General features: G+C 46.7%; 21 protein-coding genes. 11 read left to right on the plus strand and 10 right to left on the minus strand.

The genetic code is table 11. From position 1 onward, the window contains the following. Nucleotides 1-18: 18 nt before the first annotated feature. The 4 genes from J2X05_RS11690 (at nt 19) to J2X05_RS11705 (ending at nt 4,607) form a co-directional block, all read left to right on the plus strand. Entirely contained in the window at nt 19-1,515 is a 1,497-nt protein-coding gene (locus J2X05_RS11690; RefSeq protein WP_310072632.1) for a sugar ABC transporter ATP-binding protein, read from the plus strand. Nucleotides 1,516-1,587: 72 nt separating this feature from the next. Continuing rightward, nucleotides 1,588-2,607 (plus strand): ABC transporter permease, encoded by a 1,020-nt coding sequence (locus J2X05_RS11695; RefSeq protein WP_310072634.1) that lies wholly within the window; start codon nt 1,588-1,590, stop codon nt 2,605-2,607. Further along, entirely contained in the window at nt 2,600-3,562 is a 963-nt protein-coding gene (gene yjfF / locus J2X05_RS11700) for a galactofuranose ABC transporter, permease protein YjfF (RefSeq protein WP_310072636.1), read from the plus strand. The genes J2X05_RS11695 and yjfF overlap by 8 nt, the downstream gene beginning before the upstream one ends. A gap of 328 nt (nt 3,563-3,890) precedes the next feature. Continuing rightward, nucleotides 3,891-4,607, plus strand: coding sequence for a glutathione S-transferase family protein (locus J2X05_RS11705; RefSeq protein WP_310072638.1), 717 nt, complete (start codon nt 3,891-3,893; stop codon nt 4,605-4,607). 70 nt (nt 4,608-4,677) lie between these two features. On the opposite strand, the gene J2X05_RS11710 is transcribed toward J2X05_RS11705, so the two are convergent. Next, nucleotides 4,678-5,265, minus strand: a complete 588-nt coding sequence (locus tag J2X05_RS11710) for an NAD(P)H-dependent oxidoreductase (RefSeq protein WP_310072640.1) — start codon at nt 5,263-5,265, stop codon at nt 4,678-4,680. A gap of 265 nt (nt 5,266-5,530) precedes the next feature. On the opposite strand from J2X05_RS11710, the gene J2X05_RS11715 reads away from it, so the two are divergent. From J2X05_RS11715 to J2X05_RS11725, 3 genes are all read left to right on the plus strand, one after another. After that, nucleotides 5,531-6,469, plus strand: a complete 939-nt coding sequence (locus tag J2X05_RS11715) for a hypothetical protein (protein WP_310072641.1) — start codon at nt 5,531-5,533, stop codon at nt 6,467-6,469. A 122-nt stretch (nt 6,470-6,591) separates the two neighbouring features. Further along, on the plus strand, nt 6,592-7,830 hold the full coding sequence (locus J2X05_RS11720; RefSeq protein WP_310072643.1) for an RNA polymerase sigma factor: 1,239 nt from the start codon (nt 6,592-6,594) through the stop codon (nt 7,828-7,830). A gap of 143 nt (nt 7,831-7,973) precedes the next feature. Next, nucleotides 7,974-8,315, plus strand: a complete 342-nt coding sequence (locus tag J2X05_RS11725) for a hypothetical protein (RefSeq protein WP_310072645.1) — start codon at nt 7,974-7,976, stop codon at nt 8,313-8,315. Here the strand turns inward: J2X05_RS11725 and J2X05_RS11730 are convergent. The 7 genes from J2X05_RS11730 to J2X05_RS11760 all read right to left on the minus strand — a co-directional run bounded on the left by J2X05_RS11730 (nt 8,312) and on the right by J2X05_RS11760 (nt 16,435). Beyond that, the gene (locus J2X05_RS11730) at nt 8,312-10,009 is read right to left on the minus strand and encodes a BamA/TamA family outer membrane protein (RefSeq protein WP_310072647.1); all 1,698 of its coding nucleotides are present in this window, start codon (nt 10,007-10,009) and stop codon (nt 8,312-8,314) included. The two genes, J2X05_RS11725 and J2X05_RS11730, sit on opposite strands and share 4 nt — an antisense overlap. 103 nt (nt 10,010-10,112) lie before the next feature. After that, complete coding sequence (locus tag J2X05_RS11735) at nt 10,113-11,771, minus strand: phosphoethanolamine transferase (RefSeq protein WP_310072649.1); 1,659 nt, start codon at nt 11,769-11,771, stop codon at nt 10,113-10,115. Continuing rightward, nucleotides 11,762-12,478, minus strand: a complete 717-nt coding sequence (locus J2X05_RS11740; protein ID WP_310072651.1) for a phosphatase PAP2 family protein — start codon at nt 12,476-12,478, stop codon at nt 11,762-11,764. The genes J2X05_RS11735 and J2X05_RS11740 overlap by 10 nt, the downstream gene beginning before the upstream one ends. Before the next feature lie 203 nt (nt 12,479-12,681). Beyond that, nucleotides 12,682-13,038 (minus strand): cupredoxin domain-containing protein, encoded by a 357-nt coding sequence (locus J2X05_RS11745; protein ID WP_310072653.1) that lies wholly within the window; start codon nt 13,036-13,038, stop codon nt 12,682-12,684. Nucleotides 13,039-13,205: 167 nt separating this feature from the next. Beyond that, a complete protein-coding gene (locus tag J2X05_RS11750) occupies nt 13,206-15,008 on the minus strand; it encodes a monovalent cation:proton antiporter-2 (CPA2) family protein (RefSeq protein ID WP_310072656.1) in 1,803 nt (600 codons plus the stop codon). 36 nt (nt 15,009-15,044) lie between these two features. Continuing rightward, on the minus strand, nt 15,045-15,392 hold the full coding sequence (locus tag J2X05_RS11755; protein WP_310072658.1) for a GFA family protein: 348 nt from the start codon (nt 15,390-15,392) through the stop codon (nt 15,045-15,047). A 155-nt stretch (nt 15,393-15,547) separates the two neighbouring features. Then, nucleotides 15,548-16,435 carry a hypothetical protein gene (locus J2X05_RS11760; RefSeq protein WP_310072660.1) on the minus strand — a complete coding sequence of 296 codons (888 nt, stop codon included), beginning with the start codon at nt 16,433-16,435 and terminating at the stop codon, nt 15,548-15,550. Nucleotides 16,436-16,769: 334 nt separating this feature from the next. Here J2X05_RS11760 and J2X05_RS11765 point away from each other — a divergent pair, with 334 nt between their 5' ends. The 4 genes from J2X05_RS11765 to J2X05_RS11780 are packed head-to-tail and all read left to right on the plus strand — an operon-like array spanning nt 16,770 to nt 18,483. Next, complete coding sequence (locus J2X05_RS11765) at nt 16,770-17,135, plus strand: DUF1428 domain-containing protein (RefSeq protein ID WP_310072661.1); 366 nt, start codon at nt 16,770-16,772, stop codon at nt 17,133-17,135. Nucleotides 17,136-17,177: 42 nt separating this feature from the next. After that, complete coding sequence (locus J2X05_RS11770; RefSeq protein WP_310072663.1) at nt 17,178-17,585, plus strand: VOC family protein; 408 nt, start codon at nt 17,178-17,180, stop codon at nt 17,583-17,585. Nucleotides 17,586-17,609: 24 nt separating this feature from the next. After that, entirely contained in the window at nt 17,610-17,996 is a 387-nt protein-coding gene (locus tag J2X05_RS11775; protein ID WP_310072665.1) for a YciI family protein, read from the plus strand. Then, nucleotides 17,968-18,483 carry a GyrI-like domain-containing protein gene (locus J2X05_RS11780; protein WP_310072666.1) on the plus strand — a complete coding sequence of 172 codons (516 nt, stop codon included), beginning with the start codon at nt 17,968-17,970 and terminating at the stop codon, nt 18,481-18,483. Before J2X05_RS11775 ends, J2X05_RS11780 begins: the two co-directional genes overlap by 29 nt. 56 nt (nt 18,484-18,539) lie before the next feature. Here J2X05_RS11780 and J2X05_RS11785 read toward each other — a convergent pair whose 3' ends face one another. Continuing rightward, nucleotides 18,540-20,726, minus strand: coding sequence for a hypothetical protein (locus tag J2X05_RS11785; protein WP_310072667.1), 2,187 nt, complete (start codon nt 20,724-20,726; stop codon nt 18,540-18,542). A 186-nt stretch (nt 20,727-20,912) separates the two neighbouring features. Next, nucleotides 20,913-22,748: a L,D-transpeptidase family protein gene (locus J2X05_RS11790; RefSeq protein WP_310072669.1), complete on the minus strand. Its 1,836-nt coding sequence runs from the start codon at nt 22,746-22,748 to the stop codon at nt 20,913-20,915. Nucleotides 22,749-22,844 lie beyond the last annotated feature (96 nt).

Consider the following 22,844-nt stretch of genomic DNA (forward strand, 5'->3'; position numbering starts at 1 on the left):
AAACAAAGCGATTTAAAAATGAATACGACTCCGGTTTTACAACTCAAGGGAATTCATAAAATATTTCCCAGCGTCCATGCATTGAAAGGTGTGGACTTCAGCTTGCGCGCGGGAGAAATTCACGCGCTGCTCGGTGAAAATGGCGCTGGCAAGTCAACACTCATCAAAGTGATGACCGGTGTTTACCAGCGCGACGGCGGCGATATTTTATTGGAAGGCAATCCCATATTCCCCAACAGCACTGGCGATGCACAAGACCTCGGCATTAGCACTGTGTATCAGGAAGTGAATTTGTTGCCCAACCTTACCGTTGCGCAAAATATTTATCTTGGCCGTGAACCGCGCCGTTTCGGTTTAATCAACTGGAAAAAAGTCAATCAAGACGCAGCGCAATTGCTAAAAGGTTACGATTTGGATATCGATGTAACCCTGCCGCTCTCGCACTACTCTATCGCGGTACAGCAATTAATTGCGATTGCACGCGGTGTGGATATATCGGCGAAAGTATTGATCCTCGATGAGCCCACCGCGAGCCTCGATGCAGATGAAGTGCAATCGCTATTCCGTATCATGCGCGATTTAAAAGCACGCGGTATCGGCATCGTATTTGTAACCCATTTTCTCGATCAGGTGTATGCCGTATGCGATCGTATTACCATTTTGCGCAGCGCAGAACTGGTAGGCGAATTTGTTGCAGCGAATCTATCGCGCACAGAATTGATCGGCCATATGCTCGGTAAAGAACTCGCCGAGTTGGGCGAGCACAAAGTACATACCAATGAAAACTGCAACGAGGCGTTATTGACACTGCAAGGCCTTGGCCGCAACGCCACACTGTCGCCGGTCGATTTGCAAGTCTGCAAAGGTGAAGTTGTAGGCCTCGCCGGTTTGCTCGGCTCAGGTCGCACTGAATTATGCCGCTTGATTTTTGGTGTCGATAAAAAACACACCGGCACAGTGACGTTTAATGGCAAAGCCGTAAACTTTTCTTCGCCACGCGATGCAATAGATGCAGGCATGGGCCTCTGCCCGGAAGACCGCAAACACGATGGGATCCTCGGCCAACTTTCTATCCGTGAAAATATGATACTCGCCCGCCAGATCAAACAAGGTTGGTGGAAATTTATTTCGCGCAAAGAGCAGGAAGAAATCGCCAACCAATACGTTAAAGAATTAAGTATCGCCACATCGGATATTGAAAAACCAATTGAGCAGTTAAGTGGTGGTAATCAACAAAAAGTAATTCTCGCTCGCTGGCTCGCCGCTAACCCTTCGCTATTAATCCTCGATGAACCTACACGCGGTATCGATATTGGCGCCCACGCCGAAATCATCCGTTTGATCCGCAAACTTTGCGACCAGGGTTTGGCCTTGGTGGTTGCATCATCGGAGTTGGAAGAATTGGTCGCATTCAGTAGCAAAGTGATTGTGCTGCGCGATCGCCATAAAGTCGCTGAGCTGGAAGGCAGTGACATTAATCCGCAGCGGATTATGCAGGCGATTGCGGCAAGCTAGATAAACGCTGAAAAGTATATATTTTTCGTCATACTCGCGAACGCGAGTATCCATAGAAACGAAGAGAACATTATGAACCTAACCAAAAACCAAAACCTGCGCCGCTATTTGTGGCCCTGCGCCGGTTTACTGGTGCTGTTAATTATCAACGCCATTATTTCACCGGAGTTTTTCCAAATTGAATTTAAAGATGGCCGCTTTTACGGCAGCCTGATTGATGTACTCAATCGCGCCGCGCCCGTTGCATTGCTCGCTATCGGCATGGCTTTGGTTATCGCGACTGGCGGTGTTGATTTATCCGTGGGTTCGATTATGGCAATCGCTGGAGCAGCCAGCGCTTATTACATCACCAGAGGTGTCGATAACCTTGCGATAATTATCGGCGCCGGTTTGGTAGCAGGATTAATTGCTGGAATCATCAACGGTTTTCTCGTGGGCTATATGAGCATCCAACCGATTGTTGCCACCTTAATTTTAATGGTGGCCGGGCGCGGTATTGCGCAATTAATGAATGAAGGTCAGATAGTCACCTTTGATCACGCCGGATTTGCTTTTTTAGGTACCGGCGATTTTCTTGGGCTGCCCTTCCCTGTCGTGCTGGTGATTATCACATTTATTATTGTGCAATTATTAACGCGCAGAACTGCATTGGGTTTGTATATTGAAGCGGTGGGCGCAAATCCATCGGCAAGCCATTACATGGGCTTGAATGCCAAAGCTATTAAGATGAGCGTGTATTGTGTAGCAGGGCTTTGCGCTGCACTGGCCGGTATGATTGCAGCGGCCGACATCAAAGGTTCCGATGCTAACAACGCCGGTTTGTGGTTAGAACTGGATGCCATTCTCGCCGTGGTTATTGGTGGTGCATCGCTAATGGGCGGACGCTTTTCTATTTTTCTCGCGGTAATTGGTGCGCTGATTATCCAGACACTGACCGTCACTATTATCCTCAGCGGCATTCCACCGAAATTTAATCTGCTGATTAAAGCCAGCGCTATTATTATCGTGCTGTTAATGCAATCACCGCGTTTCCAACAGCAGCTGAGCCAGTTGAACTTCTGGGCAAAGAAGAAGGAGAGCAACCGTGCTTAAACTAAATCCCAAATTTATTCCGCTCGCCGTCACCTGCGCACTGTTTTTTGTATTGTTTGGTGTAGGTGCAATCCAATTTGATGGTTTTGGCAGTTCGCGCGTATTTTTTAATTTACTCAGCGACAACGCATTTTTAATTATTGCCGCTGTCGGCATGACCTTTGTGATTCTCTCAGGTGGTATCGATTTATCGGTCGGCGCAGTCATCGCCTTAACCGGCGTAGTGTGCAGTGTATTAATTAGTAAATACCAATGGCATCCACTGGTGGTATTTCCCGTGGTATTAATTGGCGGCACTGCATTTGGTGCAATCATGGGCGCAATTATTCATTACTACAAAATGCAGCCGTTTATTGTGACGCTTGCAGGAATGTTTTTTGCGCGCGGATTGGCGAGCGTGATCAGCGAAGAATCCATTCCAATCGAACACGAATTTTATAATCAAGTCGCTGAGTTTGGTTTTATGTTGCCCGGCGATGCATGGATCGGAACATCAACGATCATTTGTTTATTGGTGTTATTCGCCGCAATTATCATCGCCCACTACACCCGCTTCGGCGGCCGTGTTTACGCCATAGGTGGCGATGCAAATTCTGCCGCATTAATGGGCATCCCACTCGCACAAACCACCATCCGCATTTACGCCATCAGTGCCTTCCTCGCCACGCTGGCAGGCATCGTCTACTCCTTCTACACATTCTCCGGCTACTCACTCGCCGCTGTCGGCGTAGAGCTTGATGCAATTGCCGCAGTGGTTATCGGTGGCACCTTATTAACCGGCGGTTACGGCTATATGTTCGGCACCCTCATAGGTGTGCTGATTATGGGTGTAGTGCAAACCTACATTTCATTTGATGGAACGCTAAGCAGCTGGTGGACAAAGATTGTGATTGGCTTGCTGCTGTTTTGTTTTATAGCGTTGCAGCAGTTGTTGGTGCGGGGAAAACCGCGATAACCATATTGTGTGCTTTAGGCGAGCTGATCGAGCTCGCCCTAATTAACAGTTGCTGACTTTTAATTATTAGATTATATTTCAACCACGTTCTGAGAACGGCTTTGACGGCACCCTAAAAGTTACCATCACGATCCCCTCCTATTCCACGTCATTTAGAAGGCATCGTAACCATTCTTCTGCTAATGCAGAGGGGGATACGAATGTCTAAAAAAAATTCTTCTACACCAATTTTTAATTTTCTAATTAAATTTATTCTAATCGGGTTGCTAATTAGCGCTTTTCTTTTATTCGTCTATGCAGACTCCAAGGTTGTTGCAGTTGAGAGAATATGGGGGCATTTCAGTTTGATGTCTCTCTTGATCCTTACTCTGTCGATAAGAAAAAATGGAAAATAGGTATTAACAGTATGTACAAACTATTCTACTACCCCCGCAACGCCAGCTGGGCACCGCATATGCTGTTGGCAGAAATGCAGTTGAACTATGAGCTGATTCTTGTAGATCGGAAAACTGAAGCGCAGAAAAATCCTGAGTATTTAAAGCTTAATCCCACTGGCAGGATTCCCACTCTAGCATTTGACAATCAGGCTATTTATGAAAGTGCAGCCATCTGTTTATTTTTGTGCGAACAACATCCTGGAAAACACCTGATACCTGAAACTGGAACCATCGCGCGAGCAAGGTTTTATCAATGGTTATTTTATTTGAATGCGTCATTGCAACCCGAATTGATGGTGTATTTTTACCCACAAAAACATACTACTGAGACTTCGGGTCATGCGGAAATAAAACAGGCGCAGGAAAATCGTGTAACGCAAATGCTCGTGTTGATTGATCAAGAGCTGGAAGGCAAGGAATTTTTATTGGGCGATAACATCAGTGCGTGCGACTTTGTATTGTTTATGTTGTTGCATTGGGGCAGCGGGCTTAAACGACCGCCCCTATCTTTTCCAAATTTAGGCAAGTATTTACGTGCGATGGCCACGCGGGAATCGATTAAGGTGGTGTGCGCGGTGGAAGGAACGAATCTTGAAATTTATGCCTAGTAAATATTAATTACCTATGCATTCCCAAGCGGAGCTTGGGAACGAGAATGAGCCCCCCCCTGTTTAATAATCACTCCCCACCAGCCCCCAACTTTTGCATCTTCGTAAACCATTTCTGCGCAGTTTTTTCATCCATGTTGCCGACATTGCCAATCAATGTTTCATTGATTGGCGCTATACCGACAAAACCTAAAATATTGCGTTCCAATGATTTCAAACTGTGTGCGCGAAAATACCAGCGGTACACCAACGCCGGCATCCCCATGGTGACCACTACACGGGCCGAGCGGCCGATTAGGTCTTTTTGCGCGAACGGATTTTTGCCGTCGGATGTGAATGCAAAATCGGGGCGGGCGACTTGCTCTAAAAAGCCTTTGAGTACTGCGGGCATATCACCGAGCCAGAGCGGAAAAAAAAACACTATATGCTCAGCCCAGTGAATATCATCTTGCGCTGGTTTTAGATTGGCAGGGAGTAGCCCATGCTCCCATTCTTGCTGGCTGCGCAATAAGGGAAAATCGATTGCGGCGACATTGATGTGACGAATTTCATGGCCAGCATCAGTCGCACCGCGCGCGTAAGACCGCTCTAGCTCGTTACAGAGGTGATGCTCCTGTACATCGGGATGCCCCTGGATCAATAAGATATTTTTGCGCATAAATGTCACCTCAATTGTGGTGATGGAAAATAAAGCAGGAAGATCAATTGTTAGGCTACGCCAGAATCATGGAACTTTTGTTGATGCAAAACAAGTTTTACCGGCTATCGCTCGCAGATGCGTACCGATGGGCGGTAAGCTATGATGCACCGCATAATTTTGTAGGACATTCGTTTATCGAGCTTAAGATTTTTATAGCATCCAGCACTAATAGAAAAACTGTATTTAATATTTGGTTTTATCGTCTTTTATGCGCCACTTTTGTATGCCACTTGTTTTGTACATCACTAAATGGGAACACACATTGAAACAACTGCCCAGCTCCATTTTGACTCACCACCCTTGGCTATCAGTGGCAATAGTGATGCTCATTGCAGTGATGCCGCACAGCAGTATTGCCGAGCAGGCCATTGTGGCAGCGGTTGATGAAGACATTATTGCGGATTACCAATTGTTTGTTGGCGAGCGTGATCCATTGCAGATTAATTACTATGGCGGACCCGGTGCACGGCGCGATGTAATTGAAATCATATTGTTGCAGCAGGCGCTGGCCTTGGGTGGATTTAAAGAAAAAATCACACTGCGTCCAGAAAATAGTTATTTACGTATTTTAAAATTAGTAGCTGATGGAGATATAGCTTTATCCGGTGCACTTAAGTGGCGCGAAGATATAAAACCTTACGCATCGCATTTATTTAAAACCAAAGCAATAGTGAAAGAAGGAGATTTTATTGCCGGTCTATATACGCGTGCCGATAACCAACGCGCATTGCAAGCAAACACACTCGATAAAGTTAGCCACCTGAGCGCGGCCTCTAATAACCACTGGAATGCCGATGTAAAAACATTAACCGAATTAGGCATTCGAAAAATTCACTTCTCCACTTACTGGGTACAAATTGTGCGTATGGTGGTAGCAAATCGTGCAGACGTAACACTTGCTCCCTTTCAGATAAATCCTGATATGAAAGTAATGGTAGATGGTTTGGAGCTGGTACCTATTCCCGGAATTAAAATTGCACTACCTGGCAGCCGCCACTGGCCAGTAAGTAAAATTCATCCCAAAGGAAAAGCAATTTTTGATGCATTGGAGCGTGGCATTGAAGAACTGGAAAAGAAAAAAATTATCCAGCGTGCATACGAAGAGTGTGGTTTTTTTCATCCACAAGTTAAGGACTGGAAATTATTGAATCCTCCCCGATAAACCACCACGAAGCAATTCACATCTATTCCAACCTCCAGCAAATCATTACATATTAAGGCTTAACAACGACTTGTTTAATCGCTACTCTTGAGTCACTTACATTCTTCCAATAACACTATTTTATGCCCGCCAGTATCGAAGCTTTAATCAATGGACTTTATCGCAGCGAATCGCGCCGAGTGCTCGCGACCTTGATCCGCCTGCTGAAAGATTTTGATCTCGCCGAAGAGGCCCTGCAGGACGCCTTTGCCGCTGCACTACAACAGTGGCCGGTTGATGGAGTGCCGCTGAATCCGCGCGCATGGTTGGTATCCACCGGTCGCTTCAAAGCGATTGACCATATCCGCCGGCGCGCGCGTTTTAATACCTCGCTCGACGATGTTGCCGAAGAATTGGAAGAAACGTTGAGCGAAGAGCATGAATGGTCTGACGAGCAGATCGAAGATGACCAATTGCGCCTTATCTTCACCTGCTGCCACCCGAGCCTCGCCCCCGAAGCGCAGCTTGCACTTACCTTGCGCGAAATTTGCGGCCTGACGACCGAGGCCATAGCGCGCGCGTTTTTAACCTCGCCCAGCACACTGGCGCAGCGCATAGTGCGCGCAAAAAATAAAATCCGCGATGCCAAAATCCCCTACGAAATTCCCGCGCGCAGCGAATTGCCCGAGCGGTTGGATGCAGTGCTGCATGTGATTTATCTGGTATTTAACGAAGGTTATTCAGCGTCATCGGGCACAGAATTAATTCGCCAGGAATTAGCGCAGGAGGCGATCCGCCTCGGGCGCCTGCTCGCCACGTTATTGCCCGACCCGGAAGTGCTTGGCCTGCTCGCATTAATGCTGCTCCAGGATTCGCGCCGCAGTGCACGCATTGATGGCAACGGGGATTTGATCCGGCTGGAAGACCAGGACAGAACGTTGTGGGATCGCGACCAAATCGCGGAAGGCTCGGCATTAATCCAACGCGCATTAAGCAGCGGCAGTGCCGATATTTACTGTCTGCAAGCCGCCATAGCCGCACTGCACGCTGAAGCACCCAGTTTTGCACAAACCGACTGGCAGGAAATTGTCGGTTTTTACGATCTACTCCTCTACCGCAACCCCTCCCCTATTGTCGAACTCAACCGCGCCGTCGCCATTGCCCTGCGCGATGGCCCAGCCGCAGGCTTAAGCCTGCTCGACGACTTGCTCGCACGCCAACAGCTCACCGATTACTACCTGCTCCATGCCGCACGCGCCGATTTGCTCGCCCAATTGGGGGAACTTGACGCCGCTACCGCTGCCTATGCCAAGGCACTGGAATTAACCGGACAGGAACCCGAGCGCCGGTTTTTGTATAAAAAGATCAATGAACTAAAATAAGAAGGGTGTAAGTTTGCATGCTCTGGTATGGGCCAATCTGGTTCATCTTAAGGTTCACATAAGAATTGGGAGTTAAACTCCGACTCAGTTTTCGTTTAACTGAATGTTCAATATGTCTTTCTTTATTGCCACGGATGATCACTGTGTACATTTTCTCCACACCAGTGTTTGAAATAGCCCCTTATGCAACCTTTTGCATATTGCTGCTCATGGTTGTTTGTACAATATATCTGCGCAACCGGATCCTCGCTTACGCCCAAAAAAACCTGCACGATTGTTTTTCGGAATTTAAACTCTATGAAGAACTACAGGATGATACGACCAGCCTGGCGCTCTATTGCTACATCACATCCAACGCTTTTCAACAGACCAACGACCCGGTTTTTATCGCTTTGTGTAAGCGCTATATACGATGGGGGCAGATGTTTATCATCACCTTTGTTGTCGCTGTAGCAGATGTCGGTTTTTTATTGAGTGCAGATTAAAACGAGCTTTTAACCTTAACCAACCACTGTAACTGTGACACCTCCCCACCGCCATCCAGTGGCGTCGCCAGATCAATATGCAATACATTGTGCCCACTGTCATCACGGCTGCCCGTGCGTGTTCCGGAGATGCGCAGCCCAATACCAACATCACGTAACTGCCCGGTTTGAGTTTGCGGAATCAAGCTATCGCCCCATGCACGCCCTTGATCATAAAAAACGGCGTAGCCCATATGAAACAGGGAAAACCACTCACGCTCGCCATAAAAGCGTTGCTCCAGTGTCAACAAATAACGCTTATCACCGGTTTCGTAAAATGCTGGATAACCACGCAAGCCCATATCGCCCCCCAAACTCAATTCGTGATCACCAAACAAACGCAAACCGCGCGCGCCCTGCAAAGAAACATAGAGCTGACCTGCAGGAAAGTTTTGCCAGTGATAGGCAATTTTTCCCTCAACAAGACCATTGTAAACCCGCCCCTGATTGTAGCGGCCATCCAAGTGTATCGATGCCAACAATAAACTAGCCGGGCTAAGGAGAAAACCTTGGCTGAGATCCTGCGTAAGCTGGTAGGTGTTGTCATATTCAGGATAAATAGAATCAGCATGGCCAATACGCACACGCGACTCCAATCCTAAATTGATATCTTCAATACGATTAATTTGCTGAATGTTATTTGCTTCAATGTAACCGTCCTGGATATACGAATATTCAATCCATGTCGTATTAAAATGACGATTGCGTGGCACTAGAAGTTCATTGGTATCCTGCAAATTAAAAAATACATCCTCTTCTTCTGCATAGCCTACATTCCAACGATGGATGTTGTGTTTATTACTAAAGGCTAGCTTGGCTCCGTAAAAAAATTCTCGTTTGTCTGCGCTGTGTCCATACAAAGAAACAATTTCGCCTGCATTGTAAACACTGTCTTCGCGATCAAACTGTTCGTAGGTGATACCGCCCGCATTGACCGTACTGAGGGAAAAATAAGGACGAATAAATTCAACTTTACGGCGTTGCCCATCACTATTGTTGTCATAGCTCAATCCCAGGGTGGTTTGGTGCCATCCTGTGTTGGGGTCAAAATAATCAAATGAGTCACCGCTACGCTCAGCTGAACTGTTGTGCACAATGCTGACGGTCTTTCCATACCCTAGAAAATTCGAATCACGCAGCCCCAAACCAGAAGATGTTTTACCACCTGTATGCGAATAACTTACCGACGGCAAAAGCGTCCAGACTTCGCGCACATCAACATTAACCTGACCCTCTTCTTCCGGAATAGAGGTGACACTGGCGCTATTAAAATAATGTCTTGTGCGCAGGATACGTTCACTCTCAGCGAGCAGCGATGCATCAAGATAATCGCCATCTTCAACCAGCAAATCCCGCGCGACCACCTTTTCATGGGTATCTATATGCAAACGATTAGCGAGGCGAAACAGAAAGTTATTTTCGGCTGGCAGTGATTCATCAAAAATAGGGTGTATACGGATATTGATTACTACCGGTTTGTTATTGTTATCTTTATTGGTGCCGTCCTTATCGACACCATCTGCATTTGATAGCACCGTCAGGCAATCAGGCGCGATGCAACCATGAGGCAGTTCGCTTGCCTCTACACCCAATGCAAACAAACAACAGAGGCCAAAGGCCGGGAGTGAAATAAGGCACTTGCGTGATCTATTCACAGCAATTCACCACAGGAGTCGTTATTCAATATTTTTCAACACGAAAAATACAGCCTATAGGAATAGCCTAGTTAACATTGCTTAAGGGATACTTAAATAAATTTTATTGCACGAATTTTTCACGGCATGGAACAAGCATATCCAAATCCGTACGATATACAGCGGTCTGGATATTTAGCATGCCCAATACGGTATGAAAAAGATTGTCATGCGAGTAATTATTTTCGTCCAGCGATTTTAAACACTGGATATCGACATGATTAGCCGCCGAGTACCCCTCTGAGAGCCACATAAAAAAGGGAACTTGCTTTTGCTCTTGAGGTGCAATCGAATAAGGCATGCCGTGCAGGTATAAACCATTTTCACCCAAGGATTCGCCATGATCAGACAAATAAATTAACGAGGTGTTGTACTCTGCATTTTTCGTCTTGAGCCATTCAATCGTCTTATTCAAAAAATAATCGGTGTAGTGAATGGTATTATCAAATGCATTTACAACTTCTTCCTTTGTACAATTCTGCAATTGATTGGTTTTACAAACCGGAGTAAAAATTTCTTTTTCTTGTGGGTAACGCTCAAAATAGTCCGGCCCGTGGCTACCTTTTTGATGTAGCACTATAACCTTACTACCTTTGGCAGCAGCCACTTTTTCATCTAGCTGATGCAACAGTATTTCATCAAAACACTCTGCACCCTCACACAACTCCGGTAATTGTAGGTGTTGCATCTCTTCATAAGCCACACGGTTACAAGTGCCTTTGCAACTTGAGTTGTTATCACGCCATAAAACAGAAAAGCCCGCGTGGTTAATCACATCAAGCAAACCCTCTTGAGACTTGGCTTTGGAATCCGAATAACCGCTACGACCAAGATTGGAGAACATGCAAGGGACTGATACCGCAGTTTCAGTGCCGCAGGATGTCACCTTGGAGAAGTTGATAATGTGTTGTTGAGCAATCAGTGGCGTAGTGTCGCGCTCGTAACCATTAATGCCAAAGTGATCGGCACGCGCCGTTTCACCGACAACCAGGATAAACAGTGTTGGTTTTGCTTGGGATTGTCCAAAAATGCTAACCGCTGCGTCATTTTCAATCGGTTTTACTTCAATAATGCCGTTACCTGTGAAAGCGTAGGATAGCCCTGCATAAATAAAATTCAACGGATTTGCCATCTGACGAATATTTTTGTGATTGCGAAAAAACGAGGCATAGTCCATCGACATGCTTAAAATTAAGGCCAGACAGGCAATAAATGCCAGGACAATAAATTTGCACTTACGCCACAATTCAGATTTGAAGCTGCCATAGCTGAGATCCATATTGAATAGCATCAATGAAGGCAGTAACCCCAATGCAAAAAAATACAATACTAACCGAACACTGATCAGATCTCTCGTTTCTGATAAATCAGTTTCCATCACATTCTGGATCATCAACCTATGGATAACAACACCGTAGGAGTCCATAAAGTATGCCACGCCTGCTGCGCAAAAAAATATAATGGACAAGCTTGGTTTTAATACATAAGGAAGAGTTAACAATGAAATGAATATAAATGTGCACAACCATAACACGAGGCTGATATTTGCAATAAAAATAATTCCACGCAAACTTCTGTAATCCACCAGACCAAATATTGCTTCAAAAAAAGATGTGTTATAAAAAGCAACGAATAAAAGTGCAATAATTAGCGCTGCACTGGTGGATCCCAATCGGGATAAAGACCTTGAAGATTCGGGAACAACAGAAATACTTATTGACATACCAACTCCTCAGCATCATTTCCTTTAGCAAAAACACTGAAAAATGCAAAGAACATAGAAAGAGAAAAAAACCAGCAAATAGCCAACGACCAAAGATCATGCGAGAGAAAATGTGCGCCGCGAATTTGTTGCACCACCCCCAGCACCATGCCTACAAGTAAAGGAATAGCCAGACCTAACCAGCGCCATCGGGATTGATAATGCACCCCCAAAAAATACGCAGAGATCCATGCATAGCCAGCGCTGGCATGCCCAGCAGGAAAACAACCTTCGCCGTTACGCAAGACTAATTGATCAAAAACATTGGCATAGGGAAGATCACCGCCATAGCGGTCAAATTCCCACGGGCAGGAAACTGCAAGTGATGATTTGAGCAAGCTAATAAGCAAACTGCTGCCCGCGGTGGCAACAAATAGATAAAGAAGTGGTTTTTTATGTGGCGACAACCAAAAGCTGAAACGCGACGCTATCACCAACACCAAGAGTAAAAGCGCCAGTAGAATAGATAGAGAACGGCCACCTTTATGAAAGAAGTCTTCAGCGAGCCAACTCTCTTTCCAGGCCCAACTATTGCCCTGTATTGAATAGAAATAATCTGCAAGATGGCGATCAACATTTCCGATCGCTATAAGTATTGATGCGACACACAATCCAGTAATAGGCATAAAACAATGCGTGCGCAAAGAAATTTTCGTGTTAACCATCATGGTTTAGATCAACTATTAATAATAATCGCCAACAGCGCCTGGCTAATACTGAGCCTAGACCATCCAACCCAATGTGTAGCAAATGGCGGAGCTCACTCACTACCATTCAGTGAAAGCTAGTCTAGACAAACAAAATTAAGGAAAACTTAAGACACAAAAAAAGGAAATGGGGGGACAAGGAGTACAGTGATTATAGTTACGATTTATTTTTTGATTTCGGCTGCTAAAGATACACGAACAAGCCCGCTGGCAAGCCGCGGGTGGAATGCACCGGAAAATGGATAATCGCCTGTAGGTAGTGGGCCAACAAAGAGAATGGCTTGAGAGTTGCCCATAATAATTTTTTTTAGCCTTAGTGTCCCACTCTTAAACTCTTCTGCCGTCTTATCATTATTCACAACAAGGAGCTTTATTCTTGTGTTGGCAGGAACAACCACCACATCTGGATCAAAAATACTTTTAGTTATTTCGATTTTGAAGGTAGGGTAAGCATCAATTGCAATAGCAGTTGGTGCCAACAACATAAAAACGCAGGGATATTTACAAAAACTCCATTTCATAGTGGGCACATCGATCAAATGATTATTGCAAACCCAGAAGCTTACCGGCCAAACCTTAAGGCAGACTTAAGAATCTGTGAACAACTGCAACCACCTCATTTTCCACCAGTTTATATTGCCATTCTACCCGGCTCTCACTGTAAGTTTGCCCTTGATTAAGCCCATCATTACAACTGCACATCTTTACTAAACAAATCCTTTAATTCCTTGCGGCTCTGTTTAACCAGCAGCGCTAATTCTTTCGGGTCTTTACTAATCGCGATTGCCTGGTGAAGCAAGCTTTGGTCGTGTTCACGGAAAATATCAATGGCGTTTTGCGATTGACCTTCGGTGTAGCCCACCTCTGTTAATGTGCGCATAGCGGCGCTGAGACTGGATTCGTAAATTTCGCGAATGGGGTTTTCTACTCCCAGCTCCGCCAATTGATAAGCATGAGCGCGGTCGCGCGCACGGACAATCAAAGTGATGTGTGGAAAATGTGCTTTCACCAACCGAACAACAGCTAATGATGCTTCAATATTCACCAGAGCCACCACTAGTACTTTAGCTTCACGAATACCTGCCGCCTCCAATAATTCAATCCGTGTGGCATCACCGTAATAACTTTTAACGCCGTAATTTTTTAGAAATTCAATGTGGTCGGGATTTTTATCCAGCGCATTAAACGGAATATTGCTGGCGGTGAGGATACGACCAATAATTTGGCCGAAGCGACCAAACCCCGCAATAATAACTTCGGCCTTGTGCGCATCCGCTTGATCCAACTCCTTCAATGAGTTTTCTTCCTGCTGCGATTCCTGCTGTGCATTTTCTTGCATGGTTCGCTTGCGTCCAACCAGCTCGTAGAGCATAACCAATGGGCTGGTCAGTGCCATGGAGATACCCACTACCAACACAACGTAATTACCAATTTCCTTGGGGATAAATGCCGATTGTTCAGCTGTCGCCATGACCACAAAAGCAAACTCGCCCCCCTGCGCAAGCATCACCCCCATTAACAAGCCATCCTTCAGCGGAAATTTTTGAATACGCAGGATGAGTGTTACCACTAAAACCTTCACCAACATTAACGTCAGTGCGAATAGCAGAATCATTAGGGGCTCAGCAAATAACAAACGCAGATTCAGCGACATGCCCACCGCGATAAAAAATAAACCGAGCAGCAATCCTTTGAAGGGTTCTATATCGGCCGCTAATTGGTGACGAAAGCTGGATTGAGCCAGTAGCATGCCGGCAAGAAATGCGCCCATACTCATAGAGAAGCCGACCATCTGCATTAAGTAGGCGACACTCAACACAATCAATAACCCGGCGGCGGTAAGAATTTCGCGGCTGCCGTATTTAGCTACAACCTGTAACAGCGGATTAAAAATCCGCGCACCGGCTAATAATAAAAATGCAACTGTGCACAATCCCATCCACCAAGGCACCTGATGTTCTGTATCGCCCGAGGGCGCCCAGTTGGCGAGCAATAATAAAATAGGGATGACCGCAAGGTCTTGTAACAGCAGAATTGAAAATCCCTTACGGCCAATCGGCACCCCCATGATTTTATGTTCTTCCATCAAGGGCACTGCAAACGCGGTGGATGAAAGCGCGAGAGCGAGACCAATCATAAATCCCTGCTGCCAGGTCAAATCCAGGAACACCGCAATCAATCCCGTAATCGCGAGTGCCGTGAGTAGCATTTGTGCACTGCCTAATACCCCGACATCCAACCGCATCTTCCATAACTGGTGCGGATTTAATTCCAGGCCGATAACAAACAACAGCAACACCACGCCCAACTCGGAAAATTGAAAGGTAGCTTCCGGTTGATAAATCAATCCCAATTCGTGTGGACCGATAATCGCCCCCGCCACCAAATAGCCGAGAATCGCCCCCAAACCCAGGCGCCGAAACAAAGGCACTGCGATGGTAGCAGCGAGCAAATAATAAATAGCGTGCAGAAGAGATTGATGCTCGTCCATTAAACTGACTCGGAATAAATTAATGAAACGGTTGGATTAAAAATCCCGCCCATTAAAATGGGTGACTGGAATTTTCTCCAGATCAATATTTTCGATACAGCGGATATTCACCGCAACAGAGCGATTGCCCTGCGGATCTTTTCCTTCTGAATAGGGGCTAATGCCGCAGACCTGACAAAATTTGTGGTCGATAACATGTTTATTAAACAGGTAAGACCCCACATTCTCACCCGAACTTAGCAGAGTAAATTGATCGCCTGAAAAAAAAGACAACAGCGAACCTTTGCGCTGGCAAATTGAACAATTGCACGACAGAGCGCCATCAATCTCCCCATCCACTTCAAACTTAATATTGCCGCAATGACAGCTACCTTGATATTTCATAGCGATGCTCCTTACAGAGTTAATGAATGCTGTTTTGATATTTCAAAAATAACTACTAAAGAAAATAGTGACTCAAAAAAATTTATGATGGGTGTTTTGTGGTAGTCAATAAAATCCCTGGCAAGATTACCCAGGGATTTTCACTAAATCAGAAATCAATAGCGACCGACACTAACCTCGTAGCTGCCAAGATTATCGCCAATCTCTGCTGGTGTAGTTTTATCGTTGACAGCAAAAAATAATTCGCCGGCACGATCTGCATTTAATACATAATTTTCACCCGCAACCAACCAGCGCCCGTAAGGGCCAATTTTCACCAACAGTGCACCTAAATATGCGCCGGGAAGGAGACAAAGCTGCCCGCAGGGTTCAGTACCTCTAGGTGAAGAAAGTGGATAACCTACATTGCTGGGCCATACATTAATCCGCCCGGCCGATTTGATTATTACGCGCTGACCGGCAACCACTGAAATATTGGCTGATGTATTGAAACTTGTCCCTCTCACTACAAATCGCTTCGGTTCTGGCGCACCCGCAAGATCATAGAATTTACGCTGGCTTTTACTGAGATGATAAGAAGCCTTGGCAACGTAAATTGGCTCATTAAATTGCTGAATGGAAATTTTTAATTCATTGATACCTTCAACGAAAGGGGTGTAATCCGAGCTTTTGCACAGCAATACACGCTCGTTTACCGCTAGTGCCCAATGTTGCTCTATACATTCATGAAACCAAGCGCTCACATCATAGTTATTAACTGACGCGTATATTTTCAACGCTGATGGCCCACGTTGCGGTGCCAGCGCTGGTGACGGGTAAGGTAGCGGGTAAATAGGCTCAAAATCGGGTCGATTTACCGGCAGCTGAATGTTATAGGGAAGGTATACGGCGATATCAAACTTTTGCCCGACCAATACATCGGCAGTCTTTGGCTCTATCCTTAAAGTTGGGTCTATCCCGGGCTCATCCTGCGCCATCAGGTGACTGCCTACTGTTAATCCTGCAATAACACCAAATAAAGAAAATATTTTCTCAAAAGTCATACTTATATCCTATTAGTTATCCAAACAATGGTTTTTTGAGCAATTCGATAATCCAAACGCCGTCTCCTTGCCCCATTACTCTCTTTTATTAATACCGCCTTTTTAAAAGGCGGTATTAATCTAGAGAGATTCATTTTAGCGGTGAATCCTGCTGGCGCATAAAGTTTTTCCAGATTCTGACCAAATGCACTCGTAAGGGAAAAACCCAACAATCGTGCATGTTAAGCAGCAATATGCAGATATTTATAATTTTCTTCACGCGGCTGTCGATTTCCCCCGACGCCATTCGACTAATCAGTGAAACACCTCATTATTAACCTGAAGGAGAACTACTATGAGCCACTATGTTGATGGTTTTTTACTGCCCCTCGCATCCGAAAAGCTGGCGGAATACCAGCAAATGGCGAATAAAGCCGGTGCCGTTTGGAAAGAGCATGGTGCTATTGCCTATTGGGAATGCGTGGGTGATGACCTGGATATTCAGGACATGACCTCCTTTCGCACATCGGCGGGCTGCAAAGACAATGAAACCGTTGTTATTGCCTGGATTGTTTACCCCTCGCGTGAAGAACGCGACCGCATCAATGCACTGGTGATGGCAGACCCGCGCCTGGCCGACATGTGCGACAAAGATAATCCACCCTTTGATTTCAAGCGCATGGCCTACGGTGGATTTAAAAGCATCGTACGCTACGAATAAAAACGTAACTATTTTAAACCGACTAGCAGGAGCAACCAGACTATGCCAACGCAAGTATTTATCAACTTTCCGGTTAAAGATCTGGAAAAATCCAAAACTTTTTTTGGAAATCTCGGCTATACATTCAACCCGCAATTCACTGACGAACATGCCGCCTGCATGGTGATTAGCGATACCATTTATTCCATGTTGGTGACCGAACCCAAATTTAAAACCTTTACATCAAAAGAGCTTGCCAACGGCCACGCAACCAAGGAAGTAATTGTTTGCCTCTCTTGCGAAAGCCGCGAAAAAGTCGATGATACGATAAGCAAAGCGGTAGCCGGTGGCGGCAAAGCCTGGCCTGCCGAGCCGCTTGATTATGGGTTCATGTATTACCACGGTTTTGAAGATCTGGATGGTCACCACTGGGAGATCATGTATATGGACCCCAATCACGTACAGTCCTGATTTTTAATTGTTAATGGAGTTGCTATGAAATATCTGTGCATGGTTTTTTATGATGAAAATATTATTAACAATATGACATCGAGCGAATGGAAATCACTGAACAACGAATGCGTCGCTTGCGGTGAAGGCCTGCGCGCGAGTGGAAAAATGATTGGCGGCAACGCACTGCATCCAACCGCTACCGCCACCAGCCTGCGCATCCGCGATGGCAAAACCGTCATTACCGACGGCCCCTTTGCGGAAACTAAAGAACAGCTAGCAGGATTTTATTTGCTCGATGCGCGCGACTTGAATGAAGCACTGCAACTCGCCAGTAAAATCCCGCCGGCGCGTTTTGGCACCATTGAAATTCGACCCATCCGCGAACTGGACCCAGAAAAAGATGAACGATTCCAACAGCATTTTGCTTGATCCGAACGCGGTCTTATCTCCGCGTTTTGAAACTGCAGGTCCGTTATTAATTGCCGGTTTGCGTGAACAATTGGATGAGCATGCCGCACAAAAAATCCCGCAACTCTGGCAGCGGTTGGTTGCCTGCTGGGATGCAATTCCACAGCGTGTTGGTGTTACAGATTACGGTTTGTGTATTCATCTGCAAGGACATGAATACTATTACATGGCTGGTTGTGCGGTATGGGATTTCACCGGACTGCCAGACACATTTAGCCCGTTTATTATTCCCTCGCAAACCTATGCTGTATTCACCCATGAAGGTCACATCAACCACATCAGGGATACCATTGGCTTTGCATTTGACCAATGGCTACCAAACTCTAATTATCGCCACGCAACTGCACCTGAAAATGCATTGCATTTTTTTGAGCGATACGGCGAAAAATTTGACCCGCAAATTGGCAAAGGAGATGTTGAAATATGGTTACCGGTTACACACCATTAATGCGACCAAATAAAAAAGGAGCCTTGCGGCTCCTTGGTAGTTTTGTGTGCTTCGGCTTAGTCTTTGGTGCTTGGTGCAGATAGCGTATTGAGTGAGACAATGCGCGTTTTGCTGATTTTGTGGCGATATATTTCACGTAAGTATTTAATCGCCTTCTTCACACTGTCGCGCGACAGGCGAATATCGTTGATAGAGCAGAATTTATCGGCGTCATTGATCAGTTCGCGATATTTTTTCTCGTACATGGGTTTGATCGCGTACCAGTTGGTATCGAGAATCTTGGCAGGGTTTTCATACTCATTGAGCATTTTATCCACTAACTTTTCATCGAACTCTTCGGCGCGGATAAAATCGAGCATAGCCGTGTCCAATTGCTCATCAAACCGGTACGGGTCCTTGGCAAAGCAACGTTTAATAAAGGCCACAATCAGGGTGAGGAAATCATCACTCAAGCAAGGGCTTTTTACGATCAATGTGGTCAATGAAATATTGGCTGAAGCACCGATCACCAAGGCGTAGCGTTTCAATGTGGTATTGGGGAATAAGGCATTCAAATGGGATTTGAGTTTATTCAAATCCATGTAGGACAACTTGTAATCTTTTGGCAATGAGATAATTGACACAATTGACGAGCAATTTTTAAAGAAATGCAGGTCTTTCAACTCCTCAGCGTCATAGCCTTTCTGTAAATATTTTGCCAGCGAGTCGCGGTAACGGCCGGATTCGATGGGCAGCAAACTAATGCCCTCAATTGCTTGGGTTACTTTGTTAAAGTGCGGCAAATCAATTGAGCGGTAGAACAAATCATCAATATTTAATTCGCCAATTTTTTTGGTATCTATACCGCGTAATTTATCGACGCCCTGCGGCATCATATTCGGAATGACGGACTCGGCATAGGCAACTGCCACTGGGCCAGCGAGGCTCATAAACAAATCGTTGGCATCGAGGCGAATGGTTTCGCCAATATCGATTCCCGCGCGACGGAAATAATTTTCGTCGTAATCAGTCGTTACCGCTTGGGCGGTGAGAATGTTAAAAATTTGCTGGGAAATATATTGGTTGGCGTATTTCTCCATGGCGTTGACATCGATGTGCTGGATATTGCCATCATCAGTTGCTTCAGCGTAACGCATGATGTCGTTGGAGATCAGCATCATCGCATTCCAGGGGCGGATGCGATGCATCACACTGGCTTCACTGCTGTCTTCGTTATCAAAGTTGTAAGAAAAATCCCACTCTTCCGATAAGTATTTACACAGCAAACGCCCTGCATTGATATGCAGCGCCTCCGACATCTCCACACCGTGATCAGAAATATTCGGCAGTATGCAAATACCGCTGGTGAAAATCGGCTCAAACACAAATGAGTGGCCGCGATTTTCTGCGTTTTCGCTTTGCGCGCGCGCATCGAAAGTTTTGCTCATGTAGGCATACTGCTGAGCCAAGCCAAATTCACTCGCCATGCCTGAACCGGTACCACCACCAGCGCTGAAAATATAAAAATACAGGCGCGATTGGTTAGCTTTAATACCGCAGGAATCAATTAAATAGGAGTGCACAAATTTCCAATCGGGATTGGAAAAGCGTTGGGTATCTTTATTGAGAATTATTTTGGCGAGATATTGGCCGAGGATTGGCGCATTACCGGAACCACCGGCATGGACTTCAGACAAGTCCATGATTTTCATTTTGGTGTAATCCTTGAGGAAACCGGAGCGCTCACCTTTGTGCGAAAAACGAATCCGGCCTTCGATGTCTTTATCCAAATCGCCGAGCATCACCAATGGCTCGATTAAAAACACCGGCTTAAGTTGGTGGCCACCTTTTAAATGCAAACTGCGCTTGATCCAGCGCATGGGTTTATCTTGTTCGCGGGTTTCTTTTTCTTCGCTGTTAAATTCGTTGAGGTAAAAATTGCGCGCGTTGTACACCAGCGAGGCGACATCCAATGCGATATTGGAACCGCAGCGACCAAGTCCAATGAGGCACACCGAGGGAAATTGCGGCTGCTTGAAATTCTCTGCATCTTGAATGTTGGCAAGATGCGGGTAGACGCTGGAGCGCAGGGTATCCAGGTTGAACAGGATTTTGTTCAGGTCCCGTTCGGTGAAATACATATAGCCATTGCTGGGCGCTGGCGTGAGCAGGTTAATGACCTCTGCATCTGGAGGTGAATCCAGGGTAATCAAATCATCCTGTTCCAGTGTCTCAGTCGTGCGCGAGGTCTTTTTGGTGGCCATTTGGTGTTGATCCTTGGTGAGCTATTACGCGTGGGACTTTTCTTACAAGCCGGCTAGTCAAAAAACAATTCGGCTTATGGTCTAAATTCCTATTAACGCTAGTCGCGACTTGGCATAAATACAAATTTGCATGCCGCGATCACTCAATAAGTCACCAAAATCTACTCTTTTCGCTCACTTTTCAGGCTAACTACGCTTATTCAGGGCGGCGAGTACCTTGGCGTCGCGCGCATAGATATCCGGCTTGAAGGCAATTTGGGTTTCGCTGACGGCATCTACTGTCCAATAGGCGAGCAGTATGGGCACACGTTTGGCCAGTGTGACATTGCGGGTTTTACCGGTTGCCAGAGCCTTGTTGATCGCCGCTGAATCCCAGGAGGGCGTCTCAGCCAGCAGCAATTCAACCAGCTCCAATGCCCGCTCCACGCGGATGCAACCCGAACTAAACGCGCGCTGGCTTTTGTTGAACAATTTCTGGTGCGGCGTATCGTGCAAATAAACAGCGTAAGCATTGGGGAAGCGAATCACCGCTTTGCCGAGCGCCGCATCCTCGCCGGCGTCCTGGCGCAGGGTGATATTGCCCGGCTTGTACCAATCGATTGTGGCCGGATCGAGCTGCTTGCCGCTGCTGTCCAGCACGCGGATGTTATGCTCGCGCAGGTAGTTGATATCCTTGCGCACCTTGGGCAGTACATCTTTGCGCAAAATCGTGGGCGGTACCGTCCAGGTCGGGTTGAGGGTGATGTAATTCACTTCTGATTTGAAAATCGGGCTGGTGCGATAAGCCATACCCACTTGCACGCGCGAACGCCAGATCGGTTGGCTGGCTTTGAAGTAGGTGATTTTAAACCCGGCCACATCGACCAATAACATCTCCGGCGGGATGTTGTGCAACAGCCAGCGCGCGCGGTCGAGGTTGACACGAATCTGGTCAATACGCGATTGCACCGACACATTGAGCGCCGCGCGTGTAGCCGGGCCTATGGCGCCATCCACTTCCAGATATTGCTCGCGCTGGAATTTTTTTACCGCTTCCACCAGATATTCATCAAACACCTCATCGGGATTCACTGGCGCAACGCTGGAGGATTGTGCCGAAGACTGACTGCTAAAAACCGCTTCCTCAGTAAACACTGAGTCTGCAGAACTGGATTGTCCCGAGCTGCGCATAGTGGGCGATAGCTCGTCGGCAACAGAACTGGCGGCTCTGCTAGACGCAGCCAATGAGGCCGCTTTAGCGTTGGCGATTAAACAGATCTGGGCAGGCGATTGATTCACTCCAGCATCAGGCAATACCGGATCGATATACTCCCCCGTCACCCGCAGACGCTGGCGCAATATCGCAACCTGCGGATCAACAGCGCAGGGTTTGAGCGTCGCCCCAACGGGCAAAGACGGCCAACCCCCCAAGAGCGCCAGTTGGCGATACTGCTGTAAACCCGCCTTGAAGCTACGATAAATCGGATGCTGTGGCCGGGTTTGCTCGAACAGCTGGGCAATTTGCCCGGTCTCAATACTATCGGCTACGCGCGCGCCATCGGCTACCGGAGCCATATCCTGCAATTCAAAATTCCACTGCGGGTCGAGGCCGGCGGGGTCGACCTTGCCGTTATAAAGATGATAGAGCGCACGCAAATAGGCATTGGTCGCGCGCAGCTCATCGGCAACGCGCAAAGGAATGGCCTCGGGGGAATTGTCGCCCAACAAAGGCAAAGCATGGCGCAGCTGCTCAACTTGGTAGTCCTCGGGCGTAAGGCCGTCCGCCTCAACTGACTCCAGGGCACCGATCAACTGCTCAAGACGCCCCGCTTGATCCCAGATCGGGCGATATTGGCGCTGCTCGTAAAAGCCGATTACCGCCTGGGTCAAATGGCGGGAGTCGAGTGTCTGGCGTCCCTCTGCGACATCCAACTGCAAAGCCACCATCTGCACCTCAATTTCGCGGGCGATCAAGGTAGAGGAACTGAGCATTTTGCCCAATTCAGTGGTGGTTGGATTACTCCCCTCAGCTGAGGTGGTCATTGCACAACAGCCGATTAACAACAACGACAATCTTTTCAGCAGAACCAAACCTGGCCTCCACCAACAACACGCCCAGAAACCAATTGCCAACATAAA

Source organism: Cellvibrio fibrivorans (assembly GCF_031457055.1).
Lineage (GTDB): Bacteria > Pseudomonadota > Gammaproteobacteria > Pseudomonadales > Cellvibrionaceae > Cellvibrio > Cellvibrio fibrivorans.

Excerpts from the sequence above, each read along its gene's own strand:
- J2X05_RS11690 (WP_310072632.1), top strand. The coding sequence starts at position 19 with ATGAATACGACTCCGGTTTTACAACTCAAGGGAATTCATAAAATATTT.
- J2X05_RS11695 (WP_310072634.1), top strand. The coding sequence starts at position 1,588 with ATGAACCTAACCAAAAACCAAAACCTGCGCCGCTATTTGTGGCCCTGC.
- J2X05_RS11705 (WP_310072638.1), top strand. The coding sequence starts at position 3,891 with ATGGGGGCATTTCAGTTTGATGTCTCTCTTGATCCTTACTCTGTCGAT.
- J2X05_RS11710 (WP_310072640.1), bottom strand. The coding sequence starts at position 5,265 with ATGCGCAAAAATATCTTATTGATCCAGGGGCATCCCGATGTACAGGAG.
- J2X05_RS11715 (WP_310072641.1), top strand. The coding sequence starts at position 5,531 with ATGCCACTTGTTTTGTACATCACTAAATGGGAACACACATTGAAACAA.
- J2X05_RS11720 (WP_310072643.1), top strand. The coding sequence starts at position 6,592 with ATGCCCGCCAGTATCGAAGCTTTAATCAATGGACTTTATCGCAGCGAA.
- J2X05_RS11735 (WP_310072649.1), bottom strand. The coding sequence starts at position 11,771 with ATGTCAATAAGTATTTCTGTTGTTCCCGAATCTTCAAGGTCTTTATCC.
- J2X05_RS11740 (WP_310072651.1), bottom strand. The coding sequence starts at position 12,478 with ATGATGGTTAACACGAAAATTTCTTTGCGCACGCATTGTTTTATGCCT.
- J2X05_RS11745 (WP_310072653.1), bottom strand. The coding sequence starts at position 13,038 with ATGAAATGGAGTTTTTGTAAATATCCCTGCGTTTTTATGTTGTTGGCA.
- J2X05_RS11750 (WP_310072656.1), bottom strand. The coding sequence starts at position 15,008 with ATGGACGAGCATCAATCTCTTCTGCACGCTATTTATTATTTGCTCGCT.
- J2X05_RS11755 (WP_310072658.1), bottom strand. The coding sequence starts at position 15,392 with ATGAAATATCAAGGTAGCTGTCATTGCGGCAATATTAAGTTTGAAGTG.
- J2X05_RS11760 (WP_310072660.1), bottom strand. The coding sequence starts at position 16,435 with ATGACTTTTGAGAAAATATTTTCTTTATTTGGTGTTATTGCAGGATTA.
- J2X05_RS11765 (WP_310072661.1), top strand. The coding sequence starts at position 16,770 with ATGAGCCACTATGTTGATGGTTTTTTACTGCCCCTCGCATCCGAAAAG.
- J2X05_RS11770 (WP_310072663.1), top strand. The coding sequence starts at position 17,178 with ATGCCAACGCAAGTATTTATCAACTTTCCGGTTAAAGATCTGGAAAAA.
- J2X05_RS11775 (WP_310072665.1), top strand. The coding sequence starts at position 17,610 with ATGAAATATCTGTGCATGGTTTTTTATGATGAAAATATTATTAACAAT.
- J2X05_RS11780 (WP_310072666.1), top strand. The coding sequence starts at position 17,968 with ATGAACGATTCCAACAGCATTTTGCTTGATCCGAACGCGGTCTTATCT.
- J2X05_RS11785 (WP_310072667.1), bottom strand. The coding sequence starts at position 20,726 with ATGGCCACCAAAAAGACCTCGCGCACGACTGAGACACTGGAACAGGAT.
- J2X05_RS11790 (WP_310072669.1), bottom strand. The coding sequence starts at position 22,748 with ATGACCACCTCAGCTGAGGGGAGTAATCCAACCACCACTGAATTGGGC.